The organism is Acidovorax sp. 107 (genome assembly GCF_003058055.1).
Lineage (GTDB): Bacteria > Pseudomonadota > Gammaproteobacteria > Burkholderiales > Burkholderiaceae_C > Acidovorax.
Map to the genome: position 1 here is coordinate 1782605 of NZ_QBTZ01000001.1, position 15420 is coordinate 1798024.

The window sequence follows — 15420 nt, forward strand, 5'->3', positions numbered from 1 at the left end:
GATGCGCGCCAGTCAGGCTTTGCACTGCCGCAGGCACCATGGGAGGCGAGGTCACGCACCAAGAGGAGCTTGATAGCATGGGTTGGACACCAAATTGGCGCAAGGTGCAAGTGCACAAAGCGCGAGCAGCTATGTTTTTGATAGTGGCAGGCGTACACATGGGCGCTGAGGCCCAAACTGCGCCAACGCCCGCCGTATCGCTGGTACCCATAGCCACTGGCCTGGCCCATCCGTGGGCCGTGGCCTTTTTGCCCGGCGGGCAGTTTTTGGTAACCGAGCGGCCCGGGCGCCTGCGCGTGGTCAGCGCGGCCGGGCAGGTGGGCCCTGCGCTGGCGGGGGTGCCGCCGGTGGCAGCGGGTGGGCAGGGCGGCCTGCTGGACGTGGTGACGGACAGCGACTTTGCCCGCAACCGCCGCATCTACTTTTGCTTTGCAGAGCCCGCAGCGGGTGGCGCGGCAGGCAACAGCACGGCGGTGGCGCGCGCCACCCTGTCGCCAGATGCCGGCAGCCTGCAGGACGTGCGCGTCATCTTCAGCCAGCGGCCCAAGGTAGAGAGCGCGCTGCACTTCGGCTGCCGCATTGCCCAGGCCGGTGACGGCAACCTGTTTGTGGCGCTGGGCGAGCGCTACCACCGCAAGGACGACGCCCAAAAGCTCGACAACCACCATGGCAAGATCATCCGCATCACGCCCGACGGAGCAGCGCCGCCCGACAACCCTTATGTGAGGCAGCCCGGCGCCTTGCCCGAGATCTGGAGCTACGGCCACCGCAACCCCCAGGGCGCCACCATGGGCCCCGACGGCAAGCTGTGGATGCACGAACATGGCCCACAGGGCGGTGACGAGATCAATCTGCCCCAGCCCGGACGCAATTACGGCTGGCCTGTGATCACCTATGGCGAGAACTATGGCGGCGGCAAGATCGGCGAGGGCACGGTCAAGGCGGGGATGGAGCAGCCGCTGCATTACTGGGTGCCTTCCATTGCACCGTCGGGCATGGCGTTTATGACCAGTACGCGCTACGGCGCGGCGTGGCAAGGCAGCCTGTTTGTCGGGTCGCTCAAGTTTGGCACCCTGCACCGGCTGGAGGTGGCGGGTGGCAAGGTGCAGAAGGAAGAACGGCTGCTGCAAGGCAACGGTGAGCGCATTCGCGACGTGCGCCAGGGGCCAGACGGCCTGCTGTACCTGCTGACCGACAGCCCGCAGGGGCGATTGTTGAGGCTGCAGCCCGCCGCGGCCCCATGACCGGTGTTGCTTGATGCAGGTCAAGCAGGCCCGGAGATGGGGGCCCGAACCCGCTGACCCGGGGTGATCCCGCAGCCGGGGCGGGCATTTTCGGTATAGGCTGGTGCGATGCACGCTGAGTCCACTACCTCTTCCCCTGCCGCTTCCTCCGTCCCTCTGGTGCCGGCGGCCAACGCAGGCACCGCCCCCGCCGACCCGGCGGGCTCGCCACCTCGCTCCCCGCTGGCCTTGCGCCGCGTGGCCATCGACACCTGGCGCGAGAACGTCGCCTACCTGCACCGCGACTGCGCCGTGTACCGGGCCGAGGGCTTCCAGGCCCTGTCCAAGATCGAGGTGCGCGCCAACGGACGCCGCATTCTGGCCACGGTCAATGTGGTGGATGATCTCGCCATCGTGGGCTGCAATGAACTGGGTCTGTCGGAAGACGCGTTTGCCCAGCTGGGCGTGGACAACGGCCACACCGTGTCGGTGGCCCAGGCCGAGCCGCCTGAGTCAATGGGCGCGCTGTTCCGCAAGATCGCCAGCGAGCGCCTCACGCGCGAGGACTTTGGCGCCATCGTGCGCGACATTGCCGACCACCGGTATTCCAAGATCGAACTCACCGCCTTTGTGGTGGCCTGCCACCGCAGCGAGCTGGACCGGGAAGAGGTCTTCTTTCTGACCGACGCCATGGTGAACAGCGGCCGGCGCCTGGACTGGCACGAACCGCTGGTGGTGGACAAGCACTGCATCGGCGGCATCCCCGGCAACCGCACCACCATGCTGGTCGTGCCCATCGTGGCGGCGCACGGCATGTTGTGCCCCAAGACCTCGTCGCGCGCCATCACCTCGCCCGCAGGCACGGCCGACACCATGGAGGTGCTGGCCAAGGTAGAGCTGCCGCTGGAGCAGCTGGCCGACATCGTGCGTGACTACCGGGGCTGCCTGGCCTGGGGTGGCACCGCCAACCTGTCGCCCGCCGACGATGTGCTGATCTCGGTGGAGCGGCCGCTGTCCATCGACTCGGCCGGGCAGATGGTGGCGTCCATCCTGTCCAAAAAGGTGGCAGCGGGGGCCACGCACCTGGTGCTCGACATTCCCATCGGCCCCACGGCCAAGGTGCGGTCTATGCCCGACGCGCAACGCCTGCGCCGCCTGTTTGAATATGTGGCACGGCGCATGGGCCTGTCGCTGGACGTGGTGATCACCGACGGCCGCCAGCCCGTGGGCAAAGGCGTGGGCCCGGTGCTGGAGGCCCGCGACGTGATGCGCGTGCTACAAAACGACCCGCGCGCGCCCGACGACCTGCGGCAAAAGGCGCTGCGCCTGGCCGGGCGCCTGATCGAATGCGACCCCGATGTGCGCGGCGGCGACGGTTATGCGATTGCGCGCGACATCCTCGACTCGGGCCGGGCGCTGGCGCGCATGAACGCCATCATCGCCGCCCAGGGCGCCACAGGGTTTGACCACAACCACCCGGCGCTGGGTGCGCTGACGCTCGACGTGGTGGCACCCGCCAGCGGGGTGGTGGCCGGCATCGACAACTACCAGATCGCCCGCGTGGCCCGCCTGGCCGGCGCCCCCAAGGTGCCTGGCGCCGGCGTGGACCTGATGCACAAGCTGGGCGACACCGTGGCCGCCGGCGACCTGCTGTACCGCGTGCACGCCAGCTACCCAGCCGACCTGGAGTTCGCGCGCCACGCGTGCGAGCGCGACAGCGGGTACCGCTTGGGCACGGCCGACGAGGTGCCGCGCGTGTTTGTGGAGTTCTGACCATGGCGTTGCCAGAAGCCGCTTGTGTGCTGTATTTCGACGACGAAGCCGCGCCTGCGCTGCGCCTGTCACAGGCTGCGGGTTTGAAGGCCTGTGCCATTGAGCGCCACCGCTTCCCCGATGGCGAACTCAAGCTGCGCCTGCCCGTGGATGCTGCAGGCCAGTTGCCACGCCAAGCCGTGCTGCTGCGCAGCCTGCACCAGCCCAATGAAAAGCTGGTGGAGCTGCTGCTGGCCGCCCGCACGGCCCGCAGCCTGGGCGTGCAGCACCTCACGCTGGTGGCGCCGTACCTGGCCTATATGCGGCAGGACATCGCTTTCCACCCCGGCGAGGCCGTGAGCCAGCAGGTGGTGGGCGGCTTTCTGGCCGGTCTGTTCGATGCCGTCATCACCGTGGACCCGCACCTGCACCGCATCGACCGGCTGGAGCAGGCCATCCCCGTGCCGCAGGCTGTGGTGCTCAGCGGCGCCGAGCCGCTGGCCGACCTGATTGCTGAGCGCCGACCGAATGCGCTGCTGGTGGGGCCCGACGGTGAATCCGCCCAATGGATTGCCCAGGCCGCCACCCGCCATGGTTTTGACCATGCCGTGTGCACCAAGGTGCGCCATGGTGACCGCCAGGTGGCCATCGAGCTGCCCCCGCTCAACGCCCAGGGCCGAGCCGTGGTGCTGCTGGACGACATGGCCAGCACCGGCCGCACGCTGGCGCTGGCTGCCCGGCTGCTGTTGCAGGCGGGCGCCGCCTCGGTGGATGTGGCCGTGACGCATGCGTTGTTTGCGGGCGATGCACTGCAGGCGATGCGCGAATCCGGGGTAGGGGAGGTGTGGAGCACGGACTGCATTCCGCATCCGAGCAACGCAGTGGCCATGGCCGGGCCGCTGGCCACGGCGCTGCAGGCGGTCCTTCGCGCCTGAAAACCCCGGGCACGGGCTGCGACAATGCGCCATTGCCTTCTTCGCTGTGCCCACACAGCGATTCAACGAACACAGAAACGGTCCCACCATGCTCCTTGACGCCACCGAATCCCAACTCGTCCTGATTGATTACCAGGAGCGCCTGATGCCTGCCATCTTTGAGGGCCCCGCCGTGCTGGCCAACGCCCGCCGTTTGGCCGAGATCGCCCGCATGCTGGACGTGCCCGTGTGGGGCACCGAGCAAAACCCCTCGCGCCTGGGCGCCAACGACGCCGCGCTGCGCGCCGCCTGCCAGAAGACCCTGGCCAAGATGCACTTCAGCGCCGCCGAAGAAGGCCTGGGCGAATGGCTGCGGCCACCGGCCAAGCCCCAGGGCAGCAACGCACGCAGCCTGCCAAAGCACCTGCAAAAGCCCGCACCGCTGGCAACAGAGCGCGGCACCATCGTCATTGCCGGGTGCGAGGCCCACGTCTGCCTGCTGCAGACCGCGCTGGACCTGATCGATGACGAGTTTGAAGTGTGGGTGGTGACCGACGCCTGCGGCTCGCGCACCGAACGCAACCGCGACGCCGCCTTCGACCGTCTGGCCGGCGCAGGCGCCGAGCTGGTGACCACCGAAATGGTGGCGTTTGAATGGCTGGGCAGCTGCGAGCACCCGGCGTTCAAGGACGTGCTCGGGCTGATCAAATAATCAGGTTTGAGCCAAATCGGCTGCTAGCGCTTGATATTCATGCGCTATCAGCTATCAAAATCATAGTGATTGGAGTGAGTTTCGGTCAGGCGAAGTAGGGCACGGCCACCTTGACCAGCAACCCCACCACCGCACAGCCGCCCAGCAGCGGCATCACGCCCAGCTTGAAGCGGAACAGCGCCACCAGCGCCCCCACCGCGATGACGGCCGACACGGCATCAAAGCGGCCGTCAAAGCCCTGCGGCCACAGCAGGTGGTAGGCAAAAAACAGCGCCAGGTTCAGGATCACGCCCACCACAGCAGCCGTGATGGCTGACAGCGGTGCGGTAAAGCCCAGTTTGCCGTGGGTGGCCTCCACTAGTGGGCCGCCCGCCAGGATGAAGATGAACGAGGGCAAAAATGTCACAAAGGTCACGACCGTGGCCGCCGCCACGGCGCCTGCAAAGAGGGCGTCCGACCCCCACACCTGCTGCAGCCAGCCGCCCACAAAACCCACAAACGCCACCACCATGATCAGCGGGCCGGGCGTGGTCTCGCCCAGGGCCAGCCCATCGATCATTTGCGGACCGCTGAGCCACTGGTAGTGCTCCACCGCGCCCTGGTACACATAAGGCAACACAGCATATGCGCCGCCAAAGGTGAGCATGGCCGCCTTGGTGAAGAACCAGCCCATCTGCGTGAGCGTGCCTTGCCAGCCCTCCGTGGCCACCAGCAGGCCCATGGCCGCCAGCCACAGCCCCAGCCCTGCCAACAATACCTTGACCAGGTGGACGCGAGAAAAGCGCGCATGGGCAGGCGTTGGCGTGTCGTCATCGATCAGCGCCGGGCCATAGCCCTTGTGGGCGTTGGCATGGCCGCCCCCCAGCGCAAACACGGCGGGCCAGCGCTGCGCGCCAAAGTAGCCGATCAACCCGGCCGCCAGCACGATGGCGGGGAAGGGCGTGTCGAACGCAAAGATGGCCACAAACGACGCGGCAGCAATGCCCCACATCCAGCCGTTCTTGAGCGCGCGGGTGCCGATGCGGTGCGCGGCATGCAGCACCAGTGCCGTCACGGCGGGCTTGATGCCATAGAAGATGCCCGCCACCACGGGCACATCGCCAAAGCGCAGGTACACCCATGACAGTCCGATCAGGATGAACAGCGAGGGCAGCACAAACAGTGCCCCGGCCACGATGCCGCCCCAGGTGCGGTGCATGAGCCAGCCGATGTAGGTGGCCAGCTGCTGCGCCTCGGGGCCGGGCAGCAGCATGCAGTAGTTGAGGGCGTGCAAGAAGCGGTTTTCGCTGATCCAGCGGCGCCGCTCCACCAGCTCGGCGTGCATGATGGCGATCTGGCCCGCCGGCCCGCCAAAGCTGATGAACCCGAGCTTGAGCCAGAACAAAAAGGCTTCGCGGAAAGGGACGGAGGTGGGGGCAGGGGGCTGCGCTGTTTGCATGGCCCCGGAGTGTGACAGGCCTGTGTGACGCTTGCCGACATATCCATATGCCAGCGCACTTCGAACCTGTGGGCAGGGAACAAGGCCCGCCACGTCAGTTTGCCGCAAGCCCGTCATGAATAATTATGAATTCAAAACCTGCTGTCCTAGCAGGGCGAGAGAGATGCCGAGGAGACACCCACAATGACCGCACACAGCACCTACGCCGACTTCTACCGCCAGTCCATCGACCACCGCGACACCTTCTGGAGCGAGCAGGCGAAGCTGATCGACTGGAAGACGCCGCCCCAGCAGGTGTGCGACTACAGCAACCCGCCGTTTGCCAAATGGTTTGTGGGCGGCACCACCAACCTGTGCCACAACGCGGTAGACCGGCACCTGGCCACGCGCGCCAGCCAGGCCGCGCTGGTGGCCATTTCCACCGAAACCGACACCGAGCGCAGCTACAGCTTTGCCGAGCTGCATGCCGAGGTGCAGCGCATGGCGGCCGTGCTGCTGTCGCTGGGCGTGAAGAAGGGCGACCGTGTGCTCATCTACATGCCCATGATTGCCGAGGCCGCGTTTGCCATGTTGGCCTGTGTGCGCATCGGGGCGCTGCATTCGGTGGTGTTTGGCGGCTTTGCCTCGGGCTCGCTGGCCTCGCGCATCGAAGACGCCGAGCCCGTGGCCGTGGTCAGTGCCGATGCCGGGTCGCGCGGCGGCAAGGTGGTGCCGTACAAGCCGCTGCTGGACGAAGCCATTGCCCTCTCCAAACACAAGCCCACTGCCGTGCTGATGGTGAACCGGGGCCTGGCGCCCATGCACTTGCAGTCTGGCCGCGACCACGAATGGGCGCCGCTGCGCGAGCAGCACCTGAACACCGTCGTGCCCTGCGAATGGGTCGAATCCACCCACCCCAGCTACACGCTGTACACCAGCGGCACCACCGGCAAGCCCAAGGGCGTGCAGCGCGACACGGGCGGCTACACCGTGGCGCTGGCGGCGAGCATGAAGCACATCTTTGACGCCAAGGCGGGCGATGTGTACTTTGCCACCAGCGACATCGGCTGGGTGGTGGGCCACAGCTACATCGTTTACGGTCCGCTGATCGCGGGCATGACCACCATCATGTACGAAGGCCTGCCCACGCGGCCCGATGCGGGCGTGTGGTGGAGCATTGTCGAGAAGTACCAGGTCACGCACATGTTCTCGGCCCCCACGGCGGTGCGGGTGCTCAAGAAGCAGGACCCGGCCTACCTCGCCAAATACAACGTGAAAAGCCTCAAGGCCCTGTGGCTGGCGGGCGAGCCGCTGGACGAGCCTACCGCCCAGTGGATCAGCGACGCCCTGCAAGTGCCCATCATCGACAACTACTGGCAGACCGAAACCGGCTGGCCCATCCTGACCTTGGCCAATGGCGTGGAGAAGCAAACCACACGCTTCGGCAGCCCAGGCAAAGCCATGTACGGCTACGGTGTGAAGCTGATCGACGAGGCCACGGGCGAAGAGCTGACCGGGCCCAACCAGAAAGGCGTGGTCGCCATCGAAGGCCCGCTGCCCCCCGGCTGCATGCAGACGGTGTGGCGCGACGACGCCCGCTTTGTGAACACCTACTGGAAGAGCATCCCTGGCCGCCTGATCTACAGCACGTTTGACTGGGGCATCCGCGATGCAGATGGCTACCACTTCATCCTGGGCCGTACCGACGACGTGATCAACGTGGCCGGCCACCGCCTGGGCACGCGCGAGATCGAGGAGAGCATTGCCTCCCATCCCAACATCGCCGAAGTGGCCGTGGTGGGCGTGGCCGACAGCCTGAAGGGGCAGGTGGCCATGGCGTTTGCCGTGGCGCGCGATGCCTCGGGCCTGACCGACGATGCCGCGCGCCTCAAGCTCGAAGGCGAGGTGATGAAGCAGGTGGACCACCAGCTCGGCGCCGTGGCGCGGCCATCGCGCGTGTACTTTGTGACCGTGCTGCCCAAAACCCGCAGCGGCAAGCTGCTGCGCCGCGCGTTGCAGGCTGTGGCCGAGCGGCGGGACCCGGGCGATTTGACGACGATGGAAGACCCGGCGGCGCTGCAGCAGGTGAAGGACCTGGTGGGCTGAATCGGCAGCCTTGTATGGTGCGCAGAGCGTCGTGCAGAACTCGCTATTAGAAAATTAGCTGCCCGGGTATATCGCCCTGGCACCAGGGCAGGATTTCGGTGATTTTCAAATCGGCCGGTTCCGTTGCCAACCCGCAGGCGGCTGCCAGGTGGAGGTCCAGCCGATGAAAGCCTCCAGCGGCATGGGCCGGGCAATGCAGTAGCCCTGCGCCTGCAGGCAGCCTAGCTGCAGCAGCATCTGCCCTTGTTCGACGGTTTCCACCCCCTCGGCGATCACCCGGTAGCCGAACGAGCGGGCCAGGCCGATGACGCCCTGCACGATGGCCAGGTCACCGGGGTCGCCCATCATGCCGTGCACAAAGCTCTGGTCGATCTTGAGCGTGTCCATGGGCAGGCGGCGCAGGTAGGTCAGCGACGAGTAGCCGGTGCCAAAGTCGTCCAGCGCCACGGACACCCCCATGGCACGCAAGGCGTTCAGCGTGTCGGCCACGGCGCTCAGGTCGTACAGGGCCGCGCTTTCGGTGATCTCGATCTCGACCAGGTGGGCAGGCACCCCGGGGTGGCGCGCCAGGCAGCCCGCCACCCAGTCGGAAAAACCCGGTTGCTGCAGGTGCTGGGCGGCAATGTTGATGCTCAGCGGCATGGGCAGGCCCCGGTCCTGCAACTGCTCCAGCACCGTGAGCGCGGCCTCGGCCACCCATTCGCCAAAGCCGATCTCCAGGTCGGTACCCTCGAGCAGCGGCAAGAACTCCCCCGGTGGCACCAGGCCCCGTTCGGGATGTAGCCAGCGCGAGAGCACTTCGGCGCCCACCACCGTACCGCTGCGCATGTCCACCTTGGGCTGGAGGTACAGCGTGAACTGGGATTGGGCGAGGGCCTCGCGCAGGTAGTGCCCCTGGGCACGCAGCAGCTGCACGGCGCGCTCCTGGGCTGCGTCGAACTGGTGAAAACGGTTGCGCCCGGCCTGTTTGGCGGCGTACATGGCCTGATCGGCATGGCGCAGCAGGGTGTCTGCATCCGCATCGTCCTGCGGAAAGATGGTGCAGCCGATGCTGGCCGTGACAACCACGCGCTCGGTGTCGAGCGTGTAGGGGGCCGAGACGCTTTCCATCACGCGCTCCAGCACGCGTTCGCAGTCGTTCACAGAGGCCAGGCCGGGCATGAGGATCACGAACTCGTCCCCCCCCAGGCGGGCCACCGTGTCCTGGGGCTGAAGCGCGCGGGTGAGCCGCCCGGCCACCACCACCAGCAGGCGGTCGCCTGCGCCATGGCCCAGGCGGTCGTTCACGGGCTTGAAGCCGTCCAGGTCCAGGTAGGCGACACCCAGCTGTTTACCGGTGTCGCGGGCCTGGGTCATGCCCTCCTGCAGCTTGCGTGCCAGCAGCACCCGGTTGGGCAGGCCGGTGAGCGCGTCGTACAGCGCCAGGCGCTGCAGCATCACCTCCTGTTCGCGCTGCGGGGTCACGTCAATGGCCACGCCCAGCATGCGGGCCGGGCGTCCTTGCTCGTCAAAGCCGACGATCTTGCCCAGGTTGCGCACCCAGCGCACGGGCTCGTTGGGCTGGTTCAGCCGCCAGGTGGCGTCAAACGGAGTGCTCAGGTGGGCCGTGTGGCGTGCCAGCTCCGCGGTGATGCGGTCGACGTCGTCGGGTGCGATGGCGGTGGTCCACGGCACGGCCGCTGCGTCGTCACCGGGCTCGGGCAGGCCCCGCATGGCGTGCCAGCGCTGGTCGCCCGTCACCAGGCCGGTTTGCAGGTCCCAGTCCCACAGGCCCAGCGATGCGGCGGAGATGGTGAGCGACAGCAGGGCCTCGCGCTCGCGCACCTGGACCTCGTTGCGCTTGCGGTCGGTGATGTCGTGCACCGAGAACAGCCAGCAGGGCTCGCCGTCGAACTCGGTGGCGCGCATGGATTGCAGCACGGTGCGCCGGGGGCCGTTCCGTACGTTCAGGGTCACTTCGTAATCGCTGAGCTGACCGGTCTGGCTGACCTGGTCCATGAGCCGCTGGCGGTCTTCGGCCGAGAAGATGCCCATCTCCACCGCGGTACGGCCAATGGCCTCTTCGCGGGGGATGCCCAGCATCTCGACCCAGGCGGGGTTGATGTCCACATAGCGGCCGTCGTTGCGGCTCGACAGGCCCATGGGGTAGGGCATGAGCTGGAAGATGCGCGAGAAACGCTCCTCGGACTGGCGCAGGCGCTGCTCGGCGCGCTTGGCCTCGTCGATGTCCTGCATCACGCCGCGCACCTTGACCACGCGGCCGTTTTCGATCACCGGCTCCCCCCGCGCACGCACCCACAGCAGGTGGCCGTCGGCGTGATAGACCTCCAGCTCCATGCTCCACTCGGTGCGCGAACGGATGCTCTGGCGGAATTTCTCGCGCAGCGGCTCGCGGTACTGCGGGGCCACATGGCGGTCGATGTAGTCGCTGGGCGGCGGCTGGTTGGGGGACAGGCCGTGGATGTCAAAACACACGTCCGACCAGTACACCAGGCCCTTGCCGCGCTCGTCTTCCCATGCGCCCAGCCGTGCCAGCCGGCCGGCCTGCTGCAGCTGGTTGTACAGCGCTCGAAGCTCGTCGCTGGTGCGCTGGGCCTCGGTGATGTCGTGGAACACAAAAACAAAGCAGTTCTCGCCGTTCACCGGCACAGAGCGGGCCGACATCAGGCCCGGAATACGCACGCCCTTGCTCTGTGCCACCAGGGGCAGCCGGTCCACCTTGCCATCGCGTTGGTAGGTGTCCAGCAGCCGCTTGCGCTCCTGCTCGTCGGCCCAGATGCGCAGCTCGGACGAGGTGCGGCCCAGCACTTCGTCCCGCGTAAAGCCCAGCAGATCGCAGAACGCCGGGTTCACGTCGATATAGCGCCCATCGACAATGCGGGTGATTCCCGCTGGGTCGGGCAGCGTCTGGTAGAAGGTGGTGTATTTGGCTTCGGCCGACTGCAGGGCTTCCTCGGCCTCGCGGTGGGCCGTGATGTCCACGTCCATGCCGATCAGGCTGGCAGGGCGGCCCTGGGCATCGCGCCGCGCCACGGTGCCGCGCGACATCAGCCATCGCCACTGGCCCTGTGTGTCCATCACGCGGAACTCGGCCTCGTAGCTTTCCTCCAGCCCGTCCATGGCGCGCGCCAGCTTGGCGGCATTGCGCTCGGCATCCAGCGGGTGGCGCCGGGCGTACCAGCGTTGCCACAGGTCGGGAGACTGCGCATCAGCGCTGGTGATGCCATAGGCCTCGTAAAAACGGCCATCGCAGGTAAACCGGCGCGTGTCCACCGCCCATTCCCAGCGGCCGCCGCCCAGGGCGTCGAGCGCCAGGCGCAGGTGGCGCTCCTGCTGGCCCAGTGTCTGCTGGATGTCACTGCGCGCCAGTTCGGCGCGGGCCCGGCCGGCAATCATCAGCCAGCCGATACCCAGCATCAGCACCCCCGCGCCATGGTGCCAGTGCAGATAGCTGCCGGCGCCCGACCGCGAGCTGGTAGCCCACATGGCCAGCGAGACCGCCAGCGGCAAGGTGATGGTCAGGCCCACCAGCGGAGCCCATTCGGGCCAGCGCCAGCGCGCCCCCAGTGTTCGCCAGCCCCAGCCCGACGCGAGCGCACTGCCCAGCACGGTGGTGGCAGGCCAGGCCGCCGACGTGTCCGCCCACAGCGTTGCCTGCAAGGTCAGCAAGGCGGTGATGGCTGCAGCCGGTACCCCGAAGAACAACGCCAAAAAGGCTGTGGCGGTGGGGTAGGCCACGATGTTCAGCTCCGGCGCGTTCCAGCGCAGGGCCTCGAACGCGGCAATGGAGGCCACGCCCCCCGCCACGCCCAGCAGGATCAGTGTGCGCCGCGACGGCTTCAGAGACTCCTGCGGCGAGAGCCAGACCAGCACCAGCAGCAGCAGCATGACGGCGGTGCCTGCCAGCAGCGTGTTGTTACCCATGGCGGTTTCCTTGGGCGGCCTGGGGTCGCGAACACGCCTTGAAGGAGGCTGGAGGGGTGCTAAAGACTGGCGGGCGGCCCCGCGGGAGGAGCGGGGGCATGTCGCGACCTGTGCCGCATGGGGCCTTCCTCAGAAAGCATGCACCCGATAAAAAAACCATGTGTCAAGTTTAGGCCTGTTCTGAGGCGGGCCGGGCGGGCCACAGCGTCCTGATAAGTCCGGTTGACAACAAGGTGCCACACACGATCACCAGCGCGCAGCCCACCATCCACGGCGTGATGGTCTCGCCCAGGAAGAGTGTTCCATACAGCACGGCAAATACGGGGGTGATGAAAGTCACGGCCAGCGCGCGGCTGGGACCTGCGTGCTCAATCAGGCGAAAGTACAGGATGTAGGCGATGCCGGTGCACAGCACCGCAATGGCCACGATGGCGGCCCAGGCACGCGGGCCCGGCATCTGGGCCGGCCACAGCCACAACGTGGGCAGGGCCAGCCCGAGCGCGGCCCCCAGCTGGCTGCCCGCAGCCGTGGCCAGCGGCGGCAGCCCCGTGAGGTGGCGCCGCGCGAAACTGGCCGACACGCCGTAGAACGCCGACGCCAGCAGGCACGCCGCAATGGCCCATTGAGCGTGGTCGGTCTTGAACCCGGTGCCGGCTGGTGCGCGCCAGGCCAGCAGGGCCACGCCCACAAAACCCAGTGCCAGCCCCACCCAGCGCAGGCGGTTGATGCGGTCGCCCAACCACACCCAGGCGATCAGGGCACCAAACAGCGGCACGGTGGCGTTGAGGATCGAGGTCAAGCCCGTGGCAATGTGCAGCACCGCCCAGGAGAACAGCGAGAACGGAATCGCCGAATTGATGACGCCCGCAAACAGGATGGGCCGCCAGTGCTGGCGCAGCGCGGGCCAGTGCCCCTGGCGCAGCATGATGGGCCACAGGAACACCGTAGCCAGCGTCACCCGCAGTCCGGCGGTTGGCAGGGGGCCAAAGTCGGACGCGCCCAGGCGCATGAACAGGAACGACGCGCCCCACAGTGCGGCCAGCAGGATGAATTCTCCGATCCAGGTCGAGACGGGCCGGGTGGCGGGGCTGTTCATGCGAAGGCCTTCATGGGGTGGGTTGGGGTAGCAAAAAGGGTTGCATTCTCCAGCGTCAGCAAAGCCCTCTTGCGATCGAGGCCGCCTGCATACCCCGTGAGGCTGCCATCGGTACCCAGCACGCGGTGGCAGGGCACCACCACGCTCACCGGGTTGCGGCCCACCGCCGCACCCACGGCCCGCACAGCGCTGGGGTTGCCCAGCTGGCGGCCCAGCGCGCCATAGCTGGTGGTCTGGCCCCGGGCAATCTGCAGCAGCGCATGCCACACCGATTGCTGAAAGGCCGTGCCACCCGACAGGTCCAGCGGCAAGTCGAAGTGCGGGCATTGCCCGTCCAGATACTGCTGCAGCTGGCGCGCAGCCTCTTGCAGCACGGGGTGATTGCCTGGAGCGAAGGCCCAGGCACCGGGGCCATGCAACTGGGCGGTGGGCTCGTGGCGCTGGCCTTCAAACCAGACGCCCGACAGGCCCGTGGGCGAGGCGGCCAGCCGCACAGGGCCCAGCGGGGTATCTGCCCGTGCCTGCACGGTGAGGGGGTGAAACTGCATGCCGGAAGGTCTCCAGAGAGGTGGTGTGTCGGTTTTTTGAGTGAAATCCGTGCCAGGCGCTAGTGTTGATTGCCTGCTTTGCTATTGTTTTTGAAGTGACTGTGTTTCGTTGGGCTGGGCAGATGCCGTTCCGGTGCCCCCGGCAGCCCAGGCACGCAGCACCGCGTAGCTGCGCCAGGGGCGCCAGGCTTGCGAAGCCTCTTGCGCTGCGCGTGCCGGGTTCTTGTGCTGCTGCACCCCCAGCGCCTTGTGCAGCGCCACGTCGCCGGCCGGGAAGGCGTCGGGCCAGCGCAGTACCCGCATGGCGATGTACTGCGCCGTCCAGTCGCCAATGCCGGGCAGGGTGCACAAGGCGGCGGTGGTGCTGGGCACGTCGGCGCCCGCATGCAGGGCCAGGGCGCCGCTGTCTACCGCGCGCGCCAGCGCCACGATGGCCGCCTGCCGCTGGCGCACGATGCCCAGCTGGCCCAAGGTGTCGCCATCGGCGCGGGCCAGGGTGGCAGCAGTAGGGAACAGCCGGTGCAGCTCGGGCCAAGGCGTGGCGATGGGCTCGCCCAGCCGCTCCACCAGCCGCTGGCCCAGCGTGCGCGCGGCCGCCACGGTGATCTGCTGGCCCAGCACGGCGCGCACTGCCAGCTCGAACCCGTCGAACGCCCCCGGTACGCGCAGGCCGTCTCCGTCCGGGAAGTCCGGGTGCAGCACGGCGTTGATGGCGGCGGGGTCGGCGTCCAGGTCCAGCATGGCACGCACGCGGCGGATGACCAGCGGCAGCACGGGGTACAGGCTGTCGCTCGTCTGCAGCAGCACCTGGCGGCGCGCCACGTCAAAGCGGGCGTTCAGCCAGCCGGTGGTTTCTTGCGGCATGCCAGCGCAAGCCGCTACGGAATGCCGCAGCCGCACCGTGCGGCGCAGGCCGGGGCCGTCCGCGCCCTGCACCACGCACTCCACGCCGTGGAACTGCCGCTTCTCAAAAAACGCCAGCAGCGCCGCTACGTCCAGTGGTGGGCGCCACGCCAGGCGCACGGCGCCGGTGCGCCCGGTGCCCGCTGCGGCGCTGCCCGCGCCGTTGCGCCGCAACTGGGTGGGGTTGAGGCCGTAGTGGCCTACAAAGGCTGCATTGAACCGCCGTACGCTGGCAAACCCGCTGGCCAGTGCCACCTGCGTCACGGGCATGGTGGTGTCGGTGAGCAGCTGCTTGGCCGTGAGCAGCCGCCGCGTCTGCAGATATTGCAGGGGCGATACGCCCAGGGCTGCCTCAAAAATGCGGCGCAGATGCCGGTCGCTCACGCCCAGCCGCTCGGCCAGACGGGCCACGGTGGCGCTGCCCTCGCCGGGAGCCTCCGGTGTGGGCCAGAGGTCGGGTGCATCCAGCAGACGCACGGCTTGCTGCACCAGAATGCCGCTGGCGTCCTGCACCGACCACACCATCGCCTGGGGGGCCAGCTCGGGCCGGCAGCGCAGGCAGGGGCGAAACCCGGCGCTTTCGGCCTGGGCCGCCAGCGCAAAAAACCGGCAGTTCTCGCGCCGGGGCGTGCGCACGGCGCATACAGGGCGGCAGTAGATGCCGGTGGAGGTCACTCCGGTGAAAAAATGCCCGTCAAACCGCGCATCCCGCGCCTGCAGTGCCAGGTAGCGGCCTTCGTCGGAGGCCGCATCGGCGGTGGGGGTGGGGTGGGGGGCGTTCAGGGTCATGGGCCAGATCATAGGAGTCTGGCCCCGCGCTACTGG

Annotated in this window: 10 protein-coding genes; 5 read left to right on the plus strand and 5 right to left on the minus strand. The window is 67.8% G+C overall.

Features of this window, described 5'->3' with window-relative positions; genetic code table 11:
- Nucleotides 1-158 precede the first annotated feature (158 nt).
- From C8C99_RS08485 to C8C99_RS08500, 4 genes are all read left to right on the plus strand, one after another.
- Nucleotides 159-1244, plus strand: coding sequence for a PQQ-dependent sugar dehydrogenase (locus tag C8C99_RS08485; RefSeq protein WP_108627087.1), 1086 nt, complete (start codon nucleotides 159-161; stop codon nucleotides 1242-1244).
- Nucleotides 1245-1466: 222 nt separating this feature from the next.
- Nucleotides 1467-2996 (plus strand): thymidine phosphorylase family protein, encoded by a 1530-nt coding sequence (locus C8C99_RS08490; protein WP_056645059.1) that lies wholly within the window; start codon nucleotides 1467-1469, stop codon nucleotides 2994-2996.
- A gap of 2 nt (nucleotides 2997-2998) precedes the next feature.
- Nucleotides 2999-3910 (plus strand): ribose-phosphate diphosphokinase, encoded by a 912-nt coding sequence (locus tag C8C99_RS08495; protein WP_108625467.1) that lies wholly within the window; start codon nucleotides 2999-3001, stop codon nucleotides 3908-3910.
- Nucleotides 3911-3998: 88 nt separating this feature from the next.
- Nucleotides 3999-4601 (plus strand): isochorismatase family protein, encoded by a 603-nt coding sequence (locus C8C99_RS08500; protein ID WP_108625468.1) that lies wholly within the window; start codon nucleotides 3999-4001, stop codon nucleotides 4599-4601.
- 85 nt (nucleotides 4602-4686) lie between these two features.
- Here the strand turns inward: C8C99_RS08500 and chrA are convergent, their stop codons facing one another.
- Entirely contained in the window at nucleotides 4687-6039 is a 1353-nt protein-coding gene (chrA, locus tag C8C99_RS08505) for a chromate efflux transporter (protein WP_108625469.1), read from the minus strand.
- A 183-nt stretch (nucleotides 6040-6222) separates the two neighbouring features.
- Between chrA and C8C99_RS08510 the strand changes: the two genes are divergently transcribed.
- A complete protein-coding gene (locus C8C99_RS08510; protein WP_108625470.1) occupies nucleotides 6223-8124 on the plus strand; it encodes a propionate--CoA ligase in 1902 nt (633 codons plus the stop codon).
- A gap of 105 nt (nucleotides 8125-8229) precedes the next feature.
- Here the strand turns inward: C8C99_RS08510 and C8C99_RS08515 are convergent, their stop codons facing one another.
- The 4 genes from C8C99_RS08515 to C8C99_RS08530 form a co-directional block, all read right to left on the minus strand.
- Nucleotides 8230-12048: an EAL domain-containing protein gene (locus C8C99_RS08515; RefSeq protein WP_108625471.1), complete on the minus strand. Its 3819-nt coding sequence runs from the start codon at nucleotides 12046-12048 to the stop codon at nucleotides 8230-8232.
- A 169-nt stretch (nucleotides 12049-12217) separates the two neighbouring features.
- Nucleotides 12218-13144: a DMT family transporter gene (locus C8C99_RS08520; protein WP_108625472.1), complete on the minus strand. Its 927-nt coding sequence runs from the start codon at nucleotides 13142-13144 to the stop codon at nucleotides 12218-12220.
- Nucleotides 13141-13692 (minus strand): methylated-DNA--[protein]-cysteine S-methyltransferase, encoded by a 552-nt coding sequence (locus C8C99_RS08525; protein ID WP_108625473.1) that lies wholly within the window; start codon nucleotides 13690-13692, stop codon nucleotides 13141-13143. The genes C8C99_RS08520 and C8C99_RS08525 overlap by 4 nt, the downstream gene beginning before the upstream one ends.
- An 81-nt stretch (nucleotides 13693-13773) precedes the next feature.
- On the minus strand, nucleotides 13774-15384 hold the full coding sequence (locus C8C99_RS08530; RefSeq protein ID WP_108625474.1) for a DNA-3-methyladenine glycosylase 2 family protein: 1611 nt from the start codon (nucleotides 15382-15384) through the stop codon (nucleotides 13774-13776).
- Nucleotides 15385-15420: the final 36 nt, after the last annotated feature.

What these genes read in the sequence shown, in the direction of transcription:
- C8C99_RS08485 (WP_108627087.1), top strand. Translation starts at nt 159, where the DNA reads ATGGGCGCTGAGGCCCAAACTGCGCCAACGCCCGCCGTATCGCTGGTA.
- C8C99_RS08495 (WP_108625467.1), top strand. Translation starts at nt 2,999, where the DNA reads ATGGCGTTGCCAGAAGCCGCTTGTGTGCTGTATTTCGACGACGAAGCC.
- C8C99_RS08500 (WP_108625468.1), top strand. Translation starts at nt 3,999, where the DNA reads ATGCTCCTTGACGCCACCGAATCCCAACTCGTCCTGATTGATTACCAG.
- chrA (WP_108625469.1), bottom strand. Translation starts at nt 6,039, where the DNA reads ATGCAAACAGCGCAGCCCCCTGCCCCCACCTCCGTCCCTTTCCGCGAA.
- C8C99_RS08510 (WP_108625470.1), top strand. Translation starts at nt 6,223, where the DNA reads ATGACCGCACACAGCACCTACGCCGACTTCTACCGCCAGTCCATCGAC.
- C8C99_RS08515 (WP_108625471.1), bottom strand. Translation starts at nt 12,048, where the DNA reads ATGGGTAACAACACGCTGCTGGCAGGCACCGCCGTCATGCTGCTGCTG.
- C8C99_RS08520 (WP_108625472.1), bottom strand. Translation starts at nt 13,144, where the DNA reads ATGAACAGCCCCGCCACCCGGCCCGTCTCGACCTGGATCGGAGAATTC.
- C8C99_RS08525 (WP_108625473.1), bottom strand. Translation starts at nt 13,692, where the DNA reads ATGCAGTTTCACCCCCTCACCGTGCAGGCACGGGCAGATACCCCGCTG.
- C8C99_RS08530 (WP_108625474.1), bottom strand. Translation starts at nt 15,384, where the DNA reads ATGACCCTGAACGCCCCCCACCCCACCCCCACCGCCGATGCGGCCTCC.